The following is a 21,263-nucleotide window of genomic DNA, read 5'->3' as shown; positions in this document are numbered from 1 at the left end:
TTCCAAGCGCTTCCTTCAGCAAATCGTTCTGCATGCTTTTCTCAGCATACATCTTCTTGAGCCGCTTATTCTCTTCGTCCAGTTCCTTCATGCGCGCCATCAAGCTGGCGTCCATCCCGCCATACTTGGATCGCCATTTGTAAAAGCTTGCGCTGCTCATGCCGTGTTCTCGGCACAGATCAGAGACCGGCACACCGTTCTCTGCCTGCTTCAGGATCGCCATGATCTGTGCATCGCTGTACTTCGACTTTTTCATCAGAATCTCCTCTTTCATCATTCGAGAAAATTCTACTTTCAGACACACCTAAATTTCGGGGGGATTACCCCCCAACTGTTTTGAATGTCCCAAAAACGGGCCCTTGCCATTGATGCTACCGGTTGTGGCCATGCGTTTGATGTGCAGGCGGAGCGGCGTTGACGCTTATGGGCGCACAGTATTGTACAGTGCCAGAAACTCTTCGTCGGTTAGGAAGTCGCGTTTGGCGATACCTGCGTCTTTGACCTTTTGCAGAAGGGCAGCATTCTGTTCGTCGTTCAGTTCAGACAACCCAAGTTCACCAACTTTGTAGGTGATGGAAGCCTTGCCACTCTTTTTGCCGAGCACAACTTCGCCAACCCGCCCCGTCAACGCAGGATGTGTTCCAAACATAACCATAGGATCATGCATCACATATTGGATTCCGATGCCTGATTCACGGATGAAATTGCCATGTCCCAGAACGGGTTTGTTGCGTGCAATTGGGATATTGGAAAGCTCGGAAATGAGGGATGCGAGTTCAGGCAGCTTGTCCATCTTGTACTCTGTGTCATACCCGTACAGCAGATGTAGACCCAGCATTAGCTCTTCCAACGCGGCGTTGCCTGTGCGTTCGCCCAGACCGTTGGCACAGCTGTGCACAACCTCTGCGCCGGCAGCAACAGCGGCGAGCTCCGTTGCGACGCCCATTCCGAAGTCGTTGTGTGTGTGAATTTCGATGGGCAGGCCCGTCATGCCTTTGACCCAGCCAACCATGTATTTGATGGCCTCAGGGGTGGCGCAGCCCATTGTGTCGACGATACCGATCGAATCCGGCGGGCTCTCGTTCATGATGCCTTTGCAAAGGTTTTCGAGATCCTCGCGACGAGCGCGCGTGGTGTCGTATGGAAAGAAGACAGCGTAAAGACCTTGCTCGCGGGCGTAGTTGATAACATCGCGACTCTTTTTGAAGACGTCTTCCCATGTCCACCCGAACTGAGTCACCAACTTTGGGTAGCCGATTGGAACTTCGATGATCACGCCGTCCGCACCACATTCCAACGCCATGTCGATGTCTTGTTTCATTGCGCGTGCGAACGTGAAAATTTTGGATTTCAGCCCAAGTTTGGTGATTTCTTTGATCGCTTCGGCGTCTTGGGGCGACACTGCCGGCATTCCGGCCTCGATGCGGTCCACACCGACTTCGCTGAGCTTTGACGCAATTCGGATTTTGTCGTCTATCGAGAACACCACGCCCGGCGTCTGTTCCCCGTCTCGCAGCGTTGCATCGTGGATTTGAACGCTTGGTGGCAAAAGAAGAGACTCGCGCACCTCGGGCTGGAAGTTGTAGGGGCTCACCCACCACTTTCCTTCTTGAAAATGACTTTCACGCATTTGCGTTCCTTTCGAATGGCATTGTCCTCAGCTGCACATCTTTTATCGCGGATATCCCTTAAGTGCAATAAAAAACGATTTTTTGCCAGGTTTGATGGAACCGTATGGGATTTTGAGTTTGGGAGGTTTGGCTTAGAACAGCACCTTTGAGAAGGGGAGTGCATAAACTCGTGCATAAAGATTCATCCTATGGGTATGCATTTATTATAAAATTTTTTGCTTCGGCGGTTTTTGGACAGCGCGGGAAGCAGACGAATTTCCGCGGCACGCGGATCATCAGCAGCCAACGGTGCGAGAAATATCGATATAATTTGATCTCGGCGGACTATTTTGGTTTAGTCGCGTCTATGAATAGTTTGCCCGATACCGCCCAAGGAAATCAGTCTTCCACCCAACGTACATATTTGACGTTGCGAAATGAGATCATCACCGGAAGGTTGGAACCTGGAAAGAGATTGAAAGTGGAGGCTCTAAAAGAGAGCTATGGCACGGGAGCTTCGCCAATCCGCGAAGCGCTAAGTCTTTTGACCTCGGACCAGCTGGTCGAGCGGCTTGATCAAAGGGGCTTTCGTGTCGCCGAAACCAGCCGTCAACAATTTCAGGAAATTCTGAACTTGCGGTGCACACTTGAGGATATGGCGCTTCGCCAAAGTGTTGCAAACGGGGGGCGCGAGTGGGAGGACCAGTTGGTTCTTGTTCATCATTACATGGGCAAAACGGATCGTTCCGAAACCGAGCTGTTTGAAGAGCGTCACAAGAGTTTTCACATGACTTTGCTGTCCGCATGTGAATCGCCGATCCTTTTGCGACTATGCAGCCAATTGTATGACTTAAACGTTCGCTACCGGTTCTTGGCGGGCCGTTCAAAGTCGTACGGGAGCCGGAATGTCGAGGATGAACATCAAGCGATTTTGGATGCAGCCGTCGCGCGTGAGGTTGAGGAAAGCTCAAGGTTGCTCATGGAGCATTACAGAAGCACTGGCGCGTTCCTAGCGGAGCAAATTGACTAAGTGTAACCGGCCTTGGGGGGAGTGCTTGTGCTGCATTTGTATCACGGAAAAACGAGCGTGTGCTCCGCCAAAGTACGCGTTGGGCTAGCGGAGTTGGAGCTCGATTGGACCGGCCAAATTTTGGACCTTGGTCACGGCGAGCAAAATGAGGATTGGTACCTTGCTCTCAACCCCAAGGGGGTTGTGCCGACTTTGATTGATGACGAATTGGTCGTTGTAGAGTCCAGCGTTATTCTTGAGTACCTTGCCGCGACGGCGGGAGCTTTTTTGATGCCTTCCGATCCAAGGGAGTGCATTCGTGCAAAAATGTGGTTGTCGGATTGTATTGACGTGCATGCCGCAATTAACACGATGACCTTCGCAACTTCGAAACGCCGTCAGATACTGGCTTCAAAAACACCTGCTCAAATTGCGTCTTCGATTGCCAGGATGGCAAATCCAGCCAATGCGAATAAGCGGAGAGAAATCCTGACCAACGGGATAGATTCAGAGCATGTGGTGTCAGCATTTTTCGCACTTACGATGCTGTTCGACAAAATGGAGCGCGCCTTGGCGAGTTCGACATGGCTTCTGGGCGACCATTACACATTGGCCGATACAAGCCTCATAGCGTATGTTGACCGACTTGCCCGGCTGGGGTTGTCAGGCATGTGGACGGAAAGCGCGCCGAGTGTGACGCGGTGGCTGGCGAACTCGCGTGATCGAGCGAGCTATTCTACCGCGATCAAGAATTACGCGGGGCCACCCGAGGAAGAAAGTGCTGCCGAATCCGCGGGCAAAAATTGGGAACAGGTAGCCCGAAAATGGGCCGCCTTTAACGCTTGAGCCAACAACTACTCGATTTGATTTTATTGAAGCGGTGCTGATCAGGTCGGTGCAGCAAATGCGGATTTCACCGAAGCGGTTATTCTTTTATTGAACGCTTGAAGGCCGCTGCCTTCCAGCGAGGTGAGAACTTCAAGAGTTTGAGAATGTGGCACTATGATAGTGGAAATCGAGTTTTCTAAAAAATGCTCTATTCTGTCCTTGCCGCTTGTGCCCGGTTGGCTTGCTTGGCAAGCGCGCGAACCGAACTAGATGCGGCCACTTCAAAGTTACAGTCGAACAGTTCAATGTTTTGGGAAATCTTTGGTAAATCATAAAGATAGTTCACCATGACGCCAGCGGCCTGAGCGATGCCTTTTTCGGAAACATCTGCGTCTGTGTGTATCTTGTGAACCAGCGCGCCATTTGCCAAATGAAAGCGCGCCACCGGATCTAGCGGTCGCCCATCGGATTTCTTTTTGTCCAGAAGATAGTGCGCGGCCATTTGCTTGAGTTTTTGAGAGTCTTCGGGCAAACGCGCAAGCCCTTCCTTTTTGGCCCAGTGTGTTAGGCCTGGCACCGGCGACAAGGTCACAAAACGTTTGAGGTTCGGCATTTCCAGGGAGAGTTCGCGAACCACGTGTTTGATGAGGGAATTTCCGAATGAAATCCCGGCCAGCCCAGCTTGGCAATTTGAAATGGAATAAAACACAGCAGTGTCTGTCGCTTCTGCCTGATGCTCTTGCCGCTCTTCACTCAGTAGTGATTGGATAGAGTCCGGTATGCCTTTTGTTAGGGCAACTTCGACAAAAATGAGGGGCTCATCAGGCATTGCAGGGTGGAAAAACGCAAAGCACTTGCGATCGGCCGGCAGGAGCCTTCGCCGCAGGTCGTCCCAATTTTGAATTTCGTGAACCGCCTCATAGGCAATGATTTTTTCCAAGATCGACGCTGGAGATTCCCAAGTGATTTGGCGCAGGACCAGGAAACCGCGATTGAACCAACTGTGGAACAGGTGCAAGAGGTCTCGATCCGTTCTGCCCAACTCGGGTTGATCCCGCATTCGCTTAAGCAGTTTCGCCCGCAATTGCACCAGATCCGTTGTTGCGTTTGAAGCTTGGTTCAATTTGCGAAACAGCTCTTGCCGCTTTGGCTCTGCGGCTTGGGCAAGGGCAGCGTATGTCGAGGGTGTCGGCGCTTCTTTGTATGCTTTTGCCATTTCCAGAACGCGGTCCGCATCGACATCAAGCTCATCATTCAAAAAGTGAAAAAATGAGTCTCGGTCATCTTCTGACTGCGACTTCACTGTTTGTAGAATATCTTCTGCCAGCTGCAGGCCTGAAGCTTCTGACGGCGCATCTAGCAAGGCAATGCAAAGCGCCGAAACCGCGCCATCTATCGGAGTGTTCCGTTGAAAAGGTTGGCGCTCTAGCAGCGATGAGAGCATTTCAGTCAGCGAACTGGAGCTTACCATTGTCGGTCTCCGTTTATCGCAGGGAGGCTTTGCCGGTCGAAAGACCTACCGAGATCGACAGGCTCCCTTCATTGACCAGCCATTTGCGCAGGGTGAAACTACGCGCACCTTCCGCATGCATTGGGTCAGCCTCAGCCATACCCTTTGCTTCTTCCATGGTGTTGGCTCGATAAACTATTAGCCCAGCTCCCTGCATCAGTTCCCCGGTGGAATCAGACATGGGGCCGGCAAGGACCAACTTGCCACTCAGTTCCATTTCTCGCTGAAACTCGAGATGTGCGGGCAGGGTGGCCTTCACCTTTTCTGGCGCACCAGATGGCGTTGATTCCACGACATAAAGTTCTAGCGCCAGGGCCCCGCGATCCCGGGCCATTTTCCTGTACTCATTCCAAGCGACCATTGCATAACCTCCATTTTCCCAGTCAATATTAAAATATCGATTTTATTTGACAAGAGAAAACATCATCGTCAAAATAAGTTGAAGAGACGAAGCGCTCTCACGTAACCGAATTGACTTGGTGGCAGTGGGGGAGTTCGCGGGACATTTGGAACTACAACGGGAAATAATGATGGCAGGGTTAACTGGCGACGCTCTGGAAGTCGCGCGATCAGAGGCACAGGCTGCAGTGCGGTCGCTTCGTGAGCGAAAGGCAGATTTGGACGCTGATTCAATTGATGTGATCCTTGGAGATGCACGTTCTCACTATGCGTGGCAAGATAGACCTGTTTCAGACGAGCTATTGCATCGTCTCTATGAGATCACTGCTGCCGGACCGACCAGCATGAATACATGTCCTGCCCGCTTTGTGTTTGTGACCTCTCAAAAGGGCAAGGAACGGCTGGCGAAATCCCTGAAAGACAAGAACATTGACAAGATGATGGCTGCGCCAGTCACGGCAATTATTGCGCATGATCTGGAATTCTGGCGCGACCTGCCCTTTCTGTTTCCACATGAAGACCGACGGCCCCATTTCGAAGGCAAACCGGAGCACTCTGAAACCACTGCGTTCCGCAATGGCACGCTTCAGGGTGCCTATTTCATGATCGCCGCCCGCGCCCTCGGACTAGATGTCGGCGCTATGAGCGGTTTCTCAAATGCCATCGTGGACGAAGAGTTCTTTGCGGGCACCACCCTACGTTCCAACTTTTTGTGCAATCTTGGTTACGCAGACGAAACCGCGCTGTTCCAGAAACTACCGCGATTCGTCTTCGATCAAGTTTGCTCATTCGCTTAAGGACCAAAAGCCATGGCTATTCGTCAAAAATCCGTCGTGAAGGTCAAAATGTCTGGGTTTGCCAGTAGCCATAGCCACTGCGTGGTTCATACGCGCGATCTGTCATTGACAATCGACGAGCCGGTTGAGCGCGGCGGCACCAACTTGGGTTTTTCTCCCACAGAAACCGCTTACGCCGCTCTGGTGGGGTGCACAAACACCATCGGACATAAGTGCGCTGCCAAGCTGGGTGTCGACATCGGCAATCTCGAGTTTGAGATGGAGATCGACTTCGACCGGCGCGGTGTGTTGTTGCAAGAAGAGATTGAGGTCCCGTTCAAGGCCATTCGACTGGATGTGACCGCAAGTGGCGCTGCCAGCATCGAGGAACTGGCACAGGTTGCGGCGGAAACCGAGAAATACTGTGCCGTTTCAAAGATGTACAAAAATGCAGGCACAGACGTGGAAGTCAGCTGGACCAAGAAGTGACTTCATAAAGTAAAACCATCAAGGGAGGACACGATGGGATTGATGAACAAGGGTATTGCGCTGGGAGCGCTGATGGCCGGACTGGCCGCAGCTCCTGCATTTGCGACTGAAACGATCAAGGCGGTCGTCATCGACGGCTACCCTGCACGGGCGCTTTGGGTGAAAGAATTCTCCAACTTCTTTATCCCTGAAGTGGATAAGAAGCTCGCCAAAACCGGCAACTACCAAATGGAATGGCAAGAGAGCTATGGCGGTTCGATTGTGAAGCCCAAAGGCGTACTCGAAGGCGTGAAGTTGGGATTGGGCGACATCGGTATCGTCACCACGATTTTTCACAGCTCTAAACTGCCCTCGCAAGCACTTTCCGCGGTGACACCTTTTGTGGCTGCAGATGCCCGTGCGGTGGCCAAGGCGGTGGATGAAATCGCCAAAGAATACCCCACCATGCAAAATGAATTTGCCAAGCAAAATCAGGTCTATCTGGCAACTGGCGTGGTGCTCGACACCTACCAAGTCTTTTCAAAGGACCCTGTAAGCTCCGTTAGCGACATGGAAGGCGCCAAAGTGGCGGGTGCAGGTATGAACCTGCGCTATCTTGAAGGCATTGACGGCGCGGCTGGTGTGCGTGGAGGATTGACCGACTTCTACAACATGCTGGACACCGGATTGGTGGACAAGGCCATGTTGTGGCCAGAGGCCGCAAAGACATTCAAGATCGCTGAAGTGGCGCCCTATATGCTCAAAGCAGACCTTGGCGCGGTGAATTCCAAAACGATCACCGTGAACAAGGATTATTGGGATGACCTACCCGATGAAGTGAAAACCGCTTTGCAGGAAGTGGCCGTGATGTATCGTGATCACGTGGCAGGGATTGCCATGGATCGAGCCGCTGAAAGCCGCGACGCCTACACTGCAGCAGGCGGCACAATTGTCGAAGCCAGCGCCGAAGACCGCGCAAAATGGGCTGCGGCGATGCCAAACATCGCGGCGGAATGGGCCAAGACGCTGGATGACAAAGGTGAACCAGGCACGGAAATGCTGGGCGCCTATCTGGGCAAGCTGGAGGCCGCTGGCTACACCGGCGTGCGCAACTGGACCGAGTGATCGGCACCTAAGGAACGGAAAGGGCCAAACGTGAAAAACCCTCTTGGAAACCTTGCTTTGGCCCTCTCCAAGCCGATCACCGGCGTGGCCATCGGCGCAAATGCTATTGGCACGCTGGTGGTCTTGGGATTGGTGCTTGTGGTGAACTTCGACGTGGTGGCACGTGGCGTTTTTAACGCGCCCTTCCGCGGCGCTTATGAAGTGGTGCAATTTGCCATGGTGCTGATTGTGTTTCTCCAGCTACCCGACGTGGTGCGCGTGAGCCGCCTGACACGATCTGACGGGTTTCTAGTGGTCATCGGACACCGCTATCCCCGCTTCGCAGCAGGTCTGCGACACGTCATCGATACGGTCAGCGCGATCTTTATGACAGCGATCGCCATAACAATCTGGCCAGAATTTTTGGATATGCTCGACACCCGTGATTATTTCGGCGTCCCCGGAATCTTTACGGCGCCTTGGTGGCCCATCAAGCTTACCATTTTTGCCAGTGCGGCACTCTGTGCAGTGTTGTTCGCTCTAAAAGTGCTCACCCCGGCAGAAAAACCCGAGCTGATCCGTGCTCCTGAACATGAGGACAAAAAATGAGTCCCCTTGAAATTGGCATGGCTTCTGTCGTTGCCATCGTCGTCCTGATTTATCTTGGGATGTACATCCCCATTGCGCTTGGCGTCGTGTCGTTTGTCTCAATCTGGTTGATGCGTGACAACTTCGACTTGGCCATGAACCTGCTAAAGGTTGCCGTTGGCGACAGCGTCATGGAATACACTTTTGCCACAGTGCCTCTCTTCACCTTTATGGGTTTGGTGGTGTCCAAGGCCGGGCTGGGCGCGGATGTCTACGACGTCATGAGTACTGGCTTCCGGCGAGTCAAAGGCGGCATCGGTATGGCCACCGTGGGCGCGAATGCGGTATTTGCCGCCGTCACCGGCTCCTCTATTGCCTCTGCCTCTGTCTTTTCTAAGGTCTCTGTTCCGCAGATGCTTAAATACGATTACAACCCACGCTTTGCTGTCGGGGTTGTTGCAGGTTCGTCGGTGTTGGGGATGATCATTCCTCCCTCCGCAATGCTAATCATTTACTCCTTTGTGGCAGAGCAATCCGTCGGCGAAATGTTTCTGGCAGGCGTCGTACCGGGGCTGATGCTCGCGGTGGCCTATGTTGCGGCTATTTGGGTCATGGGACGGTTTTTTCCTAAATTTGTTGGCGGACGCCCATCCGAAGATTTTGAGCCGCTTCCCTGGGGAGATATCGCCACCAAACTGGGGCCAACGCTTGGCCTGATCGTGGTGGTGCTGGGCGGCATTTACACCGGCTGGCTCACCCCAGTTGAAGCAGGTGCGACGGGGTCACTGGTGGCTCTTGTGATCGCGCTACTGCGTCGCCGCATGAGCCTGCGCGGCTTCTGGGAAGCTTTGCTGGAAACCGGTCATATAACGGCGTCGATCCTCTTTCTGATCACGGCGGCGTCGATTTACTCCCGCATGCTGGGCCTTGCCGGGCTTCCCAATGAATTGGGCGACATGCTCGCCAACAGCCAAGCCAGCTTCTTTACTGTTATGCTGCTTTATGTGCTGCTGATGCTGTTCCTGGGCACCTTGCTGGACACGGCCTCGATCATCCTGATCGTGGTGCCGCTGTTTCTTCCCTTGGTCGAGCCGATGGGGCTAAGCCTAGTCTGGTTTGGTATCATCACAGTTGTGGGGGCGGAGATCGGCCTGCTCACACCTCCGCTCGGCATCTCATGCTTTGTGATCAAAGCCACCCTCAACGATGACCGCATCTCTCTCAAGGATGTCTTCCTTGGCGCGTTGCCCTTCGCTGGCGTGATGCTCATCGTGCTCATTCTGCTGATCCGGTATCCGGCGCTCAGCCTTGCTATTCTGAACTAGGAGGCGCCCATGCGTTCCGTCACCAAAGACAACATCACTGAAGTATTCACTTCCTACTTCGGCGAAGGCACTGACCCTCGGGTCAAAGAAGTTCTTTCGTCTCTTGCTCAGCACATGCACGATTTTGCGCGGGAGGTGAACCTCACGCACGATGAGTGGCGAATGGGCATTGATTTTCTCACGCGCGCCGGAGAAATCACCACTCCGGAACGGCAGGAGTTTGTGCTGCTGTCGGACGTGATGGGCCTGTCTTCACTGGTCGACATGCTGCACTCCACCCCAGAGGCGACAAGTTCATCGGTACTGGGGCCGTTTCACGTGTCCAACCCTCCTCCGCTGGCTATTGGTGGCGATATGAAACGGGATTTTGAAGGTGAGGTGGTTTTGGTCGAAGGCACCGTGCGCGACACCGAAGGTAATCCGATTTCCGGAGCGACTATCGACATCTGGCAAACCGCGCCAAATGGACTTTACTCCAGTCAGGATGAGGATCAGGACATCCACTCTTTCCACGGGTTGATGACGGCCGATGAGAACGGACGCTACGCGTTTACCACCGTCCGCCCTGTGGAATACACGGTGCCGTCTGATGGCCCGGTAGGCGATATTCTGAATGCCGCAGGTCGCCACCCTTGGCGGCCAAGCCATCTGCATTACATCGTGAGCGCCGATGGACACCGCTCGCTGGTCACCGAGGTTTTCCCGGACGATGATCCTTATCTGGATCAGGATACCGTTTTTGGTGTGCGCGACGACTTGGTCATGACGTATGTGAAGCAGCCCGCCGGTAGCTTTCCAGAGGGGTTTGCGCTCTCGGGCAGCGTGGATGATGCTTACTCACGCGTGGACTTTGATTTGGTTTTGGCAAAAGCCTAACCGGAAATTTGCGTCCAACGCTTGCACAACAAGCTGCCAAACCCAACTGACCAGATCGGCTTTGTTTGGCAGCGCTTGGCAATCCCGGAGTTGGCTCTCCCAAACGAAGGGCATGACCTACTGGGTTTGGCGGATCGGGCCTGCTGAGTCTGATTGATTTTGGCAAGTCAGGTCCGGCCTGAACGTCTCGGGCCGCAGAAATGGACCGGAAACCTGCATGGGTCGAGGCGTTAAGGGAAATAGCGCGCATTTTGGGGCGTCTCAGGGGCTTTGAAAGGCGATAGCTCATACGCTCGTGGCGGAAGGTGCCAATTTGGTTCTTGTGGCGCTCTTGATGTCTTTGACGATCTTCTCGCTGGGGCTATTTGTTGTCTTTCTCATCTTCCACGCTTTGGTGGTCACGATGAGCCCGAAACACTCCCTTATCAAATCGCCCTTTTTGGCCCCATAAGCGCTGACGTCAGACACTGGCTATGCACAGCGGCAATCACCAAAAATTGCTTGGAGCTGGACGCGCTCGGGCTGATCATTTTTCCCGGTTTTTCCAAAGGCCTCGATCGGATCGCAGGTCCGCATTGGTGTTTTTGCCTGCGAACTGTCACCTTCACCGCCTCCCAGAAGAGATGAACTGTGTGTAGACCGCCAACCGCATCAACCAGATGATGGAAGTCAGAAAACCTTTTCTTTAGGTCTTGGGCCTACAAGCGCTCCTAATGACACTCGCGAGGATCGCAAAATGAAAAAGACTGCTGTGCTTTTTGCTCTTTTGGCGCCAACCGCCGCTTTGGCACAAGAGGCTTCTCTGAACCTGTTCACGGAAATCAACCGCCCGTATTCCTATATGGAGGGAGAGCGACTCTCGGGGCATGCTGTTGATTTCATGAAAGAAGCTTTGGCGCGCTCAGGTGTTATGGCCTCAATGGAACTTACAAAGTGGTCACGCGCCATTACCTTGGCCGAGCAACAAGACAACACCTGTGTTTTTACCACGGCTCGCACGGAAGAAAGGGAAGAAAAATTCCAGTGGGTTGGTCCTATGTACACATCCAGTGAATACCTGTTGCAACGCGTTGGGAGCAACACAGATGTTTCATCCCTTGAGGAAGCGCTGACCAAAACGATCGGCACCCAAGCCGGGGACTACACCGTGCAAAAACTCAAAAAACAGGGCGCCACAAACATCGACCTCGCCGCGGATCAGAGCATGACTTTAAAGAAACTCAAGGCCGGCCGTCTCGACTATGCCATTGTTTGGGGAAATGCCGCAGCGGCCGCGACCGAGAGTGGAGAGTTGGAAGTGGCAATGGAGGCCTCACAGACGTCCGTTTACCTTGCGTGCAGCAAGACAACCGACGCGGTTCTGATCGAGAAATTGGATCGAGCGATCCACTCGATTGTTGATGACGGCACCCGCGACGCCTTCATGTCAAAATACGACCAATAGGATTTACTGCCGCAGGGGCGCCGTGCTTCAGAATGGGCGTCCATGTGGCTTTCATAGTGACAGCAAGTGGACAAGCACCACGATTGCAAGACGCGATGTAGCAAAACCGTGGCTTTGGTGCGCACTCCATAGGTCGGAACAGCACAAAGACTACAGCCAGCAGGAGCAGAATATGAACGTTGCGAATAAGCGGGCCAACCGTGGGTCCATTATGGGGCGCCTTCTACTCCCCATTCTCGCCTGCGTCATCATTTCCAATGCAGCCTACACCGCGTTTTGGGTGAATAAACAAAGCTCTGCCTTGGTGCAGGCTTTCGAAAACGAACTAACACTTGCGCAAACATTTATTGCCCCTCCGGTCGCTGCGGCCGTTTGGGACTTCAATACGGATGCCGCGGCAGGTGCTATTCACGGCATCACTCAAATGGAAAACGCGCTGTTTGCGCGGGTGTTTGTGGATGGGGACATTTTTGCCGAAGTGGCGGTTGAGGATAGCTCGGGTTCAGAGTGGTCTCAGGGCGTATCCGACGTTTTGACGATGGAAGGCGAGAGTGCACAACTCGAGCGTGACAGCGTCAAATACGTCAAATTCCCAATCCTTCACACGGATGGAACAACAGTCGCACAGATGGTTCTCGGATTTCACAACGGTGCGATCGACGCGGTTGTTCAGTCGCTCTATGTCCAATCGGCGGTTACCGGACTTGTGCTGGTGTTGATCATGGCGTCGATTGTCTATTTTTCAGCCGCATCAGTCACCAAACCTTTGGCGCGAATCGTGGCCCGCATCTCGGCCTTGCGCCAAGGCGATCTTGACAGTCCGGTTCCTGCGACGGAACGCAACGATGAACTTGGCCGCTTGGCGGGCGCCGTGGGCGAGTTTGTCGACACAATGAGAGCCAACGCCGTGCTTGAGGACCAATCCAAAGCGGCCTCCAAGGAACAGGCAGAAGTCGTCGGCGAGCTTGCAAGAGGCCTGAACCAGCTGGCCAAAGGTTTGCTAAGCCATCGTATCGAAGCCGAAATGAGCGGCGACTATGTAAAGCTGAGATCTGATTTCAATGAAACCGCCTCGGCGCTTGACGATGTGATTGGCGGAGTATTGTCGACCATCGGCCAAATCGAACAGCAAACACATCAAATGGCCGACGGCACGCGGGATCTGGCCAAGCGTACCGAAAACCAGGCGGCGACGCTTGAGGAAACGGCTGCTGCCCTTGGGCAGATCACTCAAAGCGTCCGGTTTGCTTCGGGGCAGGCTAAAGAGGTCGAGACCACAGTGTCCGAAACAAGGGTCCAGGCGGAGCTTGGAGGAGACATTGTCAAACGTGCCGTCGTTGCCATGCGAGAGATCGAAGATTCCGCGGGGCAAATCTCTGCAATCAACAGCGTTATTGAGGACATTTCCTTTCAAACCAACCTTTTGGCGCTCAACGCCGGTGTAGAGGCTGCGCGGGCCGGAGATGCGGGGCGTGGATTTGCTGTTGTTGCGTCCGAAGTTCGGTCATTGGCATTGCGGGCCTCCACGTCGGCCAACGAAATCAGCGATTTGATCAACACCAGCTCCGAAAAAGTCGCGGTTGGTGTGGAGCTGGTTGACGAAGCGGGCAAAGCGATTGATGCGATCGTCGAACAAATTCAGGAAGTTTCCAAACTGGCGATGCAAATTGCCGAGTCCTCGCGAGAACAGGCGAGTTCGATTACTGAAATCAATTCGGGCGTCACTGATCTTGATCGGGTGACACAACAAAACGCGACGTTGGTGGAACATTCCTCGGAACAAGGTCGCGCGCTTCAGGTTGCCGCCTCGGCATTGGCAGAACAGGTTGCTGCATTCAAACCTTCGGCGCGCTTGAAAACTGCGCAAGTCGGCTTAGCCAGTGTTCCGCACCCGTCCAGTGTCCAGTCATCTTTTTGCGGCAACTGAGCTGGAGGGCCACGAGTGAAACGATAGACGGCGGTCCTCTGCGAGGGCCGCTTTCCTTTTGGCGCGACCCTTGTCAACAAGGCCTGTGGCCACTAGAGGTGACGCAAACTCGCGCTGTGCCTGAGGGCGCGGTATACGCTGTCCTTTTCTAGAAACGCCGGTCCTATGTCTAACATCGTCGAACGTATCTTCCCCGATCATCTGCCCACGCCAGAAGAGTTGGCGCAACGGTTTCCCAAGCGCGACCTGCCCGAAGGTGCAATGGTCACTCGGGTAGGGCCAAGCCCGACCGGTTTCATGCACATCGGCACGCTCTATGTGGGGCGCCTCTGCGCCCAATTCGCGCGCCAGACCGGTGGTGTGTCGATCTTGCGTATCGAGGATACCGACAAGAAACGCGAAGTCGAAGGCGCGGTGGATTTCATCACTCATGCGTTTGACCACTTCGGTGTGAGCTTTGACGAAGGCGTTGGTGTGGATGGTGCCGATATGGGCGCCTATGGTCCTTATCGTCAGAGCCAGCGCAAAGAGATTTATCAGGCCTACGTGAAACACCTCTTGGCAACCGGCAAGGCCTATCCTTGCTTCGCGACCGGCGAAGAGCTTGAGGCGATGCGGGACAAGCAGCAATTACGCAAGATGCGGACCGGCTATTATGGCGTCTGGGCCGAGTGGCGCGATCGCCCGGAAGAGGATGTTCAGGCAGCTTTGGATGCGGGCATTCCATTTGTGATCCGCTTCCGTTCCGAAGGCAAAATTGAACGTAAACTGAAGTTCGAAGACCTGCTGTTTGGCGAGCGCAAGCTGCCTGAAAACGATCAGGACATCGTCATTATGAAGGCCGACGGATTGCCGACCTATCATTTTGCTCATGTGGTGGATGATCATTTGATGGGCACGACCCATGTGATCCGTGGCGACGAATGGCTGTCCTCGGTTCCGACGCACCTGCAATTGTTTGAAGCGCTGGAGTGGGAGACACCTAAGTTCGCGCACATCGCGCCGATTAACAAGATGGACGGCACCTCGCGGCGCAAGCTTTCCAAGCGTAAAGATCCCGAGGCAAGCGTCGGCTATTTCGAGGAGCTGGGATATTCCAACGAAGCGGTCCTAGACTATCTGATGACGCTGGCGGATGCCGGATTTGAGGATTGGTCGAACGAGAATCCTGGAACCTCGTCTTGGGAATTCCCGCTGACGATGCGCGGGCTCAAAGGCTCCAGCGGACCGCTCTTTGACTTTGAAAAGCTCGGCAACATCAGCCGCAATTTTGTGGCGACACTAAAAAGCCCCGCAGTTTACGACCGCGTATTGCCTTGGGCGGAAAAACATGACGCCGATCTTGCGGATATGCTGAAAGCCGACCCCGACCGCGCACGGGCCATCATTGCGATTGAGCGTGATGAGGCGCAGAACGTGCGCAAGGACATCGAGAAATGGTCCGATGTGAAAGCGGAGCTTGAGTTCTTCTTTGACGATCGCTTTACCCTATCCGCGGATGAGGCACGTGGCATGATAGACTATCTGGATGCGAACGAGCTGGCGACCTTGGTCAGCGAATTTCTCGAAGGGTACGATCCGGCGGATGACAACGCGACTTGGTTTGGCAAAATCAAGGAGTTGGGCGGCGCGCATGGGTTTGCAATGCGTCCGAAGGATTTCAAGAAAAACCCCGACGACTACAAAGGCACGGTGGCTCATGTCGCTCGGGTGTTCCGTATCTTGCTGGCAGGCAAAGAGCGCACACCAGACTTGTATTCCATCATGCAAGTGATGGGACCGGATCAGGTGAAAGCGCGGGTGTCTTTGGTGCTCTAAAGGCCATAAAGCTCTGAAGTTTAGGGAAAAGGCGGCGCATATTGTGCCGCCTTTTTTCGTTGTGGCACACCGAAGTGACGGAAGGTCATTTGCTCAAAAGCTGGACCAAACAGCACCGCGGCTGCTTCACTGTTTGTGGAATAGAAGGCTTTGCGCTCTGGGGAGGGACTGTTGTGAGCTATGATTTTGTAATTGTCGGCGGAGGATCTGCAGGAGCAACGATAGCGTCGCGCTTGAGCGAAGATCCAAATACCAAAGTGTGCCTGCTGGAGGCCGGAGGCAAAGGCGACGGCATTCTTGTGCGGGCGCCGATGGGCGTGATCGCGATGCTGCCGGGCTATGGCAAGATCAACAATTGGGCTTTTGAGACCGTGCCGCAGAAAGGCCTGAAGGGACGCAAAGGCTATCAACCACGCGGCAAGGCATTGGGTGGTTCAAGCGCAATCAACGCCATGCTCTATGTACGCGGTCAAAAAGAAGACTATGACGGCTGGTCCGATCTGGGATGCGACGGCTGGGGCTGGGATGAGGTGCTGCCATACTTCAAAAAAGCCGAGAACAACGTCAACGGAAGTGACGATTTTCACGGTGATTCCGGGCCGTTGCACGTGTCCAACCCCAAAGCGCCGCGGCCGATTTCCCGTGCGTTTGTCGAGGCCAGTGGCGAGTTGCAAATCCGCGAAACCGCGGACTTTAACGACGGCGACAACGAGGGTGCGGGCCTTTATCAGTGCACCCAATTTCACGCCCCTGAGAAGAATGGTGAGCGCTGCTCTGCGGCGGCAGGCTACTTGCACCCCGTTATGGATTCGCGCCCTAACCTGACTGTCATTACCGGTGCCCATGCGACCAAGGTTTTGCTCGAAGGCAAGCGTGCCGTCGGTGTTGCCTATCGTCAGGGTCGCACGGACAAAGAGGTCCGAGCCAGCAAAGAGGTGATCTTGTGTGGCGGGGCTTTCCAGAGCCCGCAGTTGTTGCAACTCTCCGGCATTGGACGTGCAGAAGACATCACGCCTCACGGCATTGAAATGCAACACGAATTGGCCGGAGTGGGGCAGAACCTGCAAGACCACATCGATTTTATTCTGGCCTATAAAACAAAGGACACGGACAATATCGGTGTTGGCCTGCGCGGCACTGCAAAACTGACGGGAGAAATCCTGAAGTGGCGCAAAGATGGGAACTCAATGATTGCCTCCACAATAGCGGAAGCCGGCTCCTTCTTCAAAACAGATGGCGCACTAGATCGCCCCGATGTTCAAACCCATTTCGTAATTTCTATTGTGGATGATCACGCGCGCAAACTTCATTTGGGGCACGGGTATTCCTGCCATGTCTGTGTCTTGCGGCCCTATAGCCGCGGCGAGGTGACACTCAATTCCGCAGACCCGCTGGCACCTCCGAAAATCGATCCGAACTTTTTTGGAGATGAACGGGACATGCAAACGATGATCAAAGGCGCCAAGATGACGCGTTCGGTCATGGAGGCGCCGTCGATGGTCAAATACAAACACAAAGAGCTGTTCGGCGTGCACGACAACATGACCGACGCAGAGTGGGAGGACCACATCCGTTCGCGTGCAGATACCGTTTATCATCCGGTGGGCACGTGCAAAATGGGCACGGATGACATGGCGGTTGTCGACCCCGAGTTGAAAGTGCGCGGCCTGGAAGGTCTGCGGGTTGCCGACGCGTCGGTGATGCCGACGCTGGTCAGTGGCAACACCAATGCACCGACCATCATGATCGGTGAAAAATGCGCGGACATGGTTAAAGAAACATACGCCTGAACAGGCGTCGGTATCGCATCGGTATTGCGTCGGTAAACCGTCAGTCCAATTTTTGGGCCACGCTGGGAGCTTCCCAGGGGCGGTGCGCCGGTTCCTTGTTTTTTTCAAGGGCACGGATTTTGCTGTCGTGTGTTCGCAAGATTTCAACGATGCTGTCAAACGCCCGACGGACAGTGCGCGTGGAATACTTCAGGTTGGTGCAAAATGCGTAATAGCTGACTTCGTGGATTGTGTTGTTGAACAGCGGGACAAGCTGACCGGTTTCCAACTCGAATTCGCAGAGTACAGGATCGGCAAGAATCGCGCCACGACCGCGCACGGCCGCGTTGATGGTCATCGAGAAGTCATCGTAGTACGTGTTGGCACATCCCGCACTCGTGGATCCGGCAAATTCGACCAGCCAGGAATTCCAACTGTCGCGATCGGCGCCGTGCAACAAAGGCATCCGCCGTAAATCCAGAGGCCGGGTCGGAGGCGGATAGCGTTCCAGCAGTGACGGCGCGCAAGCGGGGAACCCGTGGATGTCGAGCAAGTGCTCGCGGTGCACATTGTGCCAATTCCGGTGTTGGTTGTGATCTATGACAATGTCTGCAGCATCGGGAAACGCTGTGTGGGCAATTGATGCGGTTTTAACGTCCAGCGTCACGCCAGAGGCCGCAGAGCGCGCAACGTCGCCCAGTGGCATGATAACCTTGGAAAGGAACGCCGGATCGCAATGCAGGGTCATATGTTCGCCCGGACCACGTCTAAGAAGCAGATCTGTGGTGTTCTGCATCAGATCAAGCGCGCTGCCGTACCCCTTGAGAAGTTCCTGGCCTGCAGAGTTCAGGTACAGGCGGCCTTTGACGCGGGAAAACAGTTCTTGTTCGAACCACTCTTCAATGTGCTTGATTTGCTGACTGACCGCACTGTGGGTCACGTTGAGTTCATCGGCTGCATGCCCGAGATGTTCATGTCGGGCAACGGCTTCAAACGCGCGAATGGCGTTCAATGGAGGGATATTTCGGTGCATTCAGTCGCGCTCGTCGTGCGTTTTGCTACGGTTGGCACAGGTTTACAGGTCACGCGGGCAGAGTCCAGTTGACCGCCCGCGTTTGGCTGAAATCAGCCTGCTGTTGGTGTGTCAGACTGTTTAGCAGGAATCAGGCGACGGACAAAAAACTCAATGAGTATGACGGAACCCGCTATACCAATAAGTGTCGGAGCACTCTCAGTTAGGCTTATTCGCCCATCCATGACGTCAGGGAAAACAAGTACGACGCAAGCAATTGCCAGAACAAACGCCTGCATCAACGCCACGATCCACGCGCCAATCATACCACCTGGCACGCGGAATGGTCGTGGCGTGTCAGGATGAGTTTCGCGCAACCGGACGAAAGACGCGATCATGAAGAAATAGGTGACGAAGAGAAGGAAGCTGGCAAAGGCAAATAGGCTCCAAAAGAGCTCATCCGCGTTCGCGGACATAAAGGTGTAGATCACCAAAGCAATGGTCGCGACTACGCCGGTGAGGACATTGGCGCCGACTGGGCTTCCGGATGCGTTGCGCTTGCCAAAGACAGCTGGCATTTCGTTCGCGTCAGCTCCTTCTGCTGCAGCTCTCGAAGAGGCCATAAGCCAAGGAACAATGTATGTGACCAGCGCCACGATGGCGATGAGCGACAGGCTGACCGTCAGCGCACGTCCGGCGGGGTGATCCCCGAAAAGGATCGAGAACGTCTGGGTAATACCTCCCACGAGGCTGAGTTGATCATTGGGCAGGGCCACGATCATCGCTGCGATGGCAAGACTATAGAGCACCAGAACAATGCTTAGCGCGAGGAACAGGCCGAGCGGGATGTTGCGTCGTGGGTTCTTCAAGGCGCCTCCCATACAGGCGACTGTTTCCGCGCCCACGATCAGGTAGACCAGTGTCGGGGCGTAGCGGAAGCCGTCGTCAAAACGCGGCATCATAGATTCCAGGGTAAGCTCTTGTGCGGGACCGTGGACGCTGACAAAGCTGATCCCACCAATGACGAGGGCCAAGAGCACAATCACCTTGGACGCTCCGCCGACAAAATTGACCAAGTTGCCGGTCGCCGCAGGTGCATTGCAAATAAATACAGTGAACCAGACCATAGAAATGGCGAGGCAGGTTTGAACCCAGACAGGGGCGTCGGGGAAGAACAGCAGAGACAGAATTCCCGAAGCGATCAGATAGACGGCAGGCATCCAAAACGGCACATTGATCCAGTAAAACCACGCCACACGCGCCGCATGGCGGGGGCCGAGAGATTTATGCGCCCAGTCATAAATTGCGCCGTCCGCAGGGAAGGCAGTGCCAAGTTCGGAATTCATCAAAAGGTTGGGAATCAGGAATACCACGATCACCACGGCCCACCATCCGAAGACTGTTGGGCCAACAGCGGCCGTTGCCGCGAGACCGTCAAAACCGATCATGCCTGAGAATACGAAGAAAATGATGCCCAAAAGGCCGATCTTCTTAGCAGGTGCGCTGCTGTCCATGAGAATCCTTGTTTGCAGGAAATCCGCTGTGGATGGTGGTCCACAATAGTTCGTTGTTTGTCGGCTCACTATCTCTGAAAATGTAGGATGACAAAAGAAAAATGCCGGGCAATTGCCCGGCATTTGAGTTTTGACCGATTATACGGAAGGTACTTGCTGCGTAATGCAGTGGACGTTGCCGCCACCCAACAGGATTTCGCGGGCCTGAACGCCGACGATTTCGTGCTCGGGGAAGGCTTTCTGAAGCACCTCACGGGCCGCATCGTCGTGCTTTGCGTCCAGCAGCGGCAGGATGATCCGGCCGTTGGTGACGAGGAAGTTGGCGTAAGAACCAGCCATCCGTTCACCTGCTTCACGCTCCATGCCTTCGGACATATCGATGCCTGCGGCTTCTTCTTCAGTGAAGTAGAGCGGGCCAGGGATCGTCACTTTGAAGATTTCCAGCGAACGGCCTTTGGCGTCGGTAACATTCGAGAGGAACTCGTATGCGCGCTGAGAGATCTCGTACTGAGGATCGTCTTTGTCTTCGGTCCAGGACAGAATGATTTTGCCAGGGCCGGCGACGTGGATCAGGTTGTCGATGTGACCGTTGGTTTCGTCGTTGTAGAGACCGTCGGGCAACCAGATAACTTTTTCCATACCGAGGTGATCCTTGAGCGACTGCTCGATCTCTTCCTTGGTCATGTCGGGGTTGCGCGAAGGGTGCAGCAGGCATTCTTCGTTGGTGTAAAGGGTGCCGTCGCCATCGGTGTGGATCGAGCCGCCTTCCAGAACGAAACCAGCTTTGTAGCTTTCGTCGCGGTGGATGCCGCAGATTTTTCCAGCGACTTCGTTGTCGCGGTTCCAAGGCCAGTACAGGCCGTCAACAAATCCGCCCCATGCGTTGAATTCCCACTGAACGCCGCGGCGTTCGCCTTTACCGTTCACAACATAGGTCGGGCCAATGTCGCGCATCCAGCTGTCGTTGGTGGACATTTCGACAACCCGGATGTTTTCGGGAAGACGGGAACGGGCGTTGTCGTATTGGTCGGCGGAAACAGTCATCGTGACTGGGGTCACTTCGGCGATGGCTTTTGCAACTTCTACGAATGTCGCTTGTGCCGGCTTGGCACCATTGCGCCAGTTGTCGTTACGTTCGGGCCATGCCATCCAGATTTCGTCGTGCGGGGCGTGTTCGCCAGGCATGAAGAAGCCGTCTGCGGCGGGGAGAGTTGTGTGAACTTTGCTCATTGTTCTGATCCTACACAGGAAAAGTGGGGAGTTGAGGTTGGCGGCCTTTACTTATG

At 54.4% G+C, this 21,263-nt stretch carries 19 protein-coding genes; 12 read left to right on the top strand and 7 right to left on the bottom strand.

Features of this window, described 5'->3' with window-relative positions; all coding sequences use genetic code 11:
- On the bottom strand, positions 1 to 256 hold a 256-nt coding region (locus BM069_RS16900), incomplete at its 3' end, for a transposase (RefSeq protein ID WP_139216232.1).
- 165 nt (positions 257 to 421) lie between these two features.
- Complete coding sequence (locus BM069_RS16895; protein ID WP_093325428.1) at positions 422 to 1,630, bottom strand: 2-isopropylmalate synthase; 1,209 nt, start codon at positions 1,628 to 1,630, stop codon at positions 422 to 424.
- A gap of 170 nt (positions 1,631 to 1,800) precedes the next feature.
- Here BM069_RS16895 and BM069_RS16890 point away from each other — a divergent pair, with 170 nt between their 5' ends.
- Both BM069_RS16890 and BM069_RS16885 read left to right on the top strand, forming a co-directional pair.
- Positions 1,801 to 2,640 carry a GntR family transcriptional regulator gene (locus tag BM069_RS16890; protein WP_244503652.1) on the top strand — a complete coding sequence of 280 codons (840 nt, stop codon included), beginning with the start codon at positions 1,801 to 1,803 and terminating at the stop codon, positions 2,638 to 2,640.
- A gap of 27 nt (positions 2,641 to 2,667) precedes the next feature.
- On the top strand, positions 2,668 to 3,465 hold the full coding sequence (locus BM069_RS16885; protein ID WP_170846777.1) for a glutathione S-transferase family protein: 798 nt from the start codon (positions 2,668 to 2,670) through the stop codon (positions 3,463 to 3,465).
- 190 nt (positions 3,466 to 3,655) lie between these two features.
- Here the strand turns inward: BM069_RS16885 and BM069_RS16880 are convergent, their stop codons facing one another.
- A complete protein-coding gene (locus BM069_RS16880) occupies positions 3,656 to 4,810 on the bottom strand; it encodes a malonyl-CoA decarboxylase (RefSeq protein ID WP_244503651.1) in 1,155 nt (384 codons plus the stop codon).
- A gap of 121 nt (positions 4,811 to 4,931) precedes the next feature.
- A complete protein-coding gene (locus tag BM069_RS16875; RefSeq protein ID WP_244503650.1) occupies positions 4,932 to 5,291 on the bottom strand; it encodes a YciI family protein in 360 nt (119 codons plus the stop codon).
- Between the two features lie 196 nt (positions 5,292 to 5,487).
- Here BM069_RS16875 and BM069_RS16870 point away from each other — a divergent pair, with 196 nt between their 5' ends.
- From BM069_RS16870 to BM069_RS16825, 10 genes are all read left to right on the top strand, one after another.
- Positions 5,488 to 6,153: a malonic semialdehyde reductase gene (locus BM069_RS16870; protein WP_093325422.1), complete on the top strand. Its 666-nt coding sequence runs from the start codon at positions 5,488 to 5,490 to the stop codon at positions 6,151 to 6,153.
- 12 nt (positions 6,154 to 6,165) lie between these two features.
- Complete coding sequence (locus tag BM069_RS16865) at positions 6,166 to 6,621, top strand: OsmC family protein (protein ID WP_093325420.1); 456 nt, start codon at positions 6,166 to 6,168, stop codon at positions 6,619 to 6,621.
- Between the two features lie 33 nt (positions 6,622 to 6,654).
- Positions 6,655 to 7,725: a C4-dicarboxylate TRAP transporter substrate-binding protein gene (locus BM069_RS16860; protein ID WP_170846776.1), complete on the top strand. Its 1,071-nt coding sequence runs from the start codon at positions 6,655 to 6,657 to the stop codon at positions 7,723 to 7,725.
- A 30-nt stretch (positions 7,726 to 7,755) separates the two neighbouring features.
- Positions 7,756 to 8,313: a TRAP transporter small permease subunit gene (locus BM069_RS16855; RefSeq protein ID WP_093325419.1), complete on the top strand. Its 558-nt coding sequence runs from the start codon at positions 7,756 to 7,758 to the stop codon at positions 8,311 to 8,313.
- Positions 8,310 to 9,617 carry a TRAP transporter large permease gene (locus tag BM069_RS16850; protein ID WP_093325417.1) on the top strand — a complete coding sequence of 436 codons (1,308 nt, stop codon included), beginning with the start codon at positions 8,310 to 8,312 and terminating at the stop codon, positions 9,615 to 9,617. The genes BM069_RS16855 and BM069_RS16850 overlap by 4 nt, the downstream gene beginning before the upstream one ends.
- A 9-nt stretch (positions 9,618 to 9,626) precedes the next feature.
- Positions 9,627 to 10,493 carry a dioxygenase family protein gene (locus BM069_RS16845; protein WP_093325415.1) on the top strand — a complete coding sequence of 289 codons (867 nt, stop codon included), beginning with the start codon at positions 9,627 to 9,629 and terminating at the stop codon, positions 10,491 to 10,493.
- 736 nt (positions 10,494 to 11,229) lie between these two features.
- Positions 11,230 to 11,937, top strand: a complete 708-nt coding sequence (locus BM069_RS16840) for a substrate-binding periplasmic protein (protein ID WP_093325414.1) — start codon at positions 11,230 to 11,232, stop codon at positions 11,935 to 11,937.
- Between the two features lie 172 nt (positions 11,938 to 12,109).
- The gene (locus BM069_RS16835) at positions 12,110 to 13,864 is read left to right on the top strand and encodes a methyl-accepting chemotaxis protein (protein ID WP_170846775.1); all 1,755 of its coding nucleotides are present in this window, start codon (positions 12,110 to 12,112) and stop codon (positions 13,862 to 13,864) included.
- 165 nt (positions 13,865 to 14,029) lie between these two features.
- On the top strand, positions 14,030 to 15,682 hold the full coding sequence (gene gltX / locus BM069_RS16830; protein ID WP_212611555.1) for a glutamate--tRNA ligase: 1,653 nt from the start codon (positions 14,030 to 14,032) through the stop codon (positions 15,680 to 15,682).
- 173 nt (positions 15,683 to 15,855) lie between these two features.
- The gene (locus BM069_RS16825; protein WP_093325445.1) at positions 15,856 to 17,472 is read left to right on the top strand and encodes a GMC family oxidoreductase; all 1,617 of its coding nucleotides are present in this window, start codon (positions 15,856 to 15,858) and stop codon (positions 17,470 to 17,472) included.
- Positions 17,473 to 17,512: 40 nt separating this feature from the next.
- Here the strand turns inward: BM069_RS16825 and BM069_RS16820 are convergent, their stop codons facing one another.
- The 3 genes from BM069_RS16820 to aguA form a co-directional block, all read right to left on the bottom strand.
- On the bottom strand, positions 17,513 to 18,484 hold the full coding sequence (locus tag BM069_RS16820) for a LysR family transcriptional regulator (RefSeq protein ID WP_093325409.1): 972 nt from the start codon (positions 18,482 to 18,484) through the stop codon (positions 17,513 to 17,515).
- Positions 18,485 to 18,576: 92 nt separating this feature from the next.
- Entirely contained in the window at positions 18,577 to 19,977 is a 1,401-nt protein-coding gene (locus BM069_RS16815; RefSeq protein ID WP_170846774.1) for an APC family permease, read from the bottom strand.
- Between the two features lie 138 nt (positions 19,978 to 20,115).
- The gene (gene aguA / locus BM069_RS16810) at positions 20,116 to 21,207 is read right to left on the bottom strand and encodes an agmatine deiminase (protein ID WP_093325406.1); all 1,092 of its coding nucleotides are present in this window, start codon (positions 21,205 to 21,207) and stop codon (positions 20,116 to 20,118) included.
- Between the last annotated feature and the right edge of the window lie 56 nt (positions 21,208 to 21,263).

It is taken from the genome of Shimia haliotis (assembly GCF_900114415.1).
Classification (GTDB): domain Bacteria; phylum Pseudomonadota; class Alphaproteobacteria; order Rhodobacterales; family Rhodobacteraceae; genus Shimia; species Shimia haliotis.
This window is presented reverse-complemented; position numbering and strand designations above follow the sequence as displayed.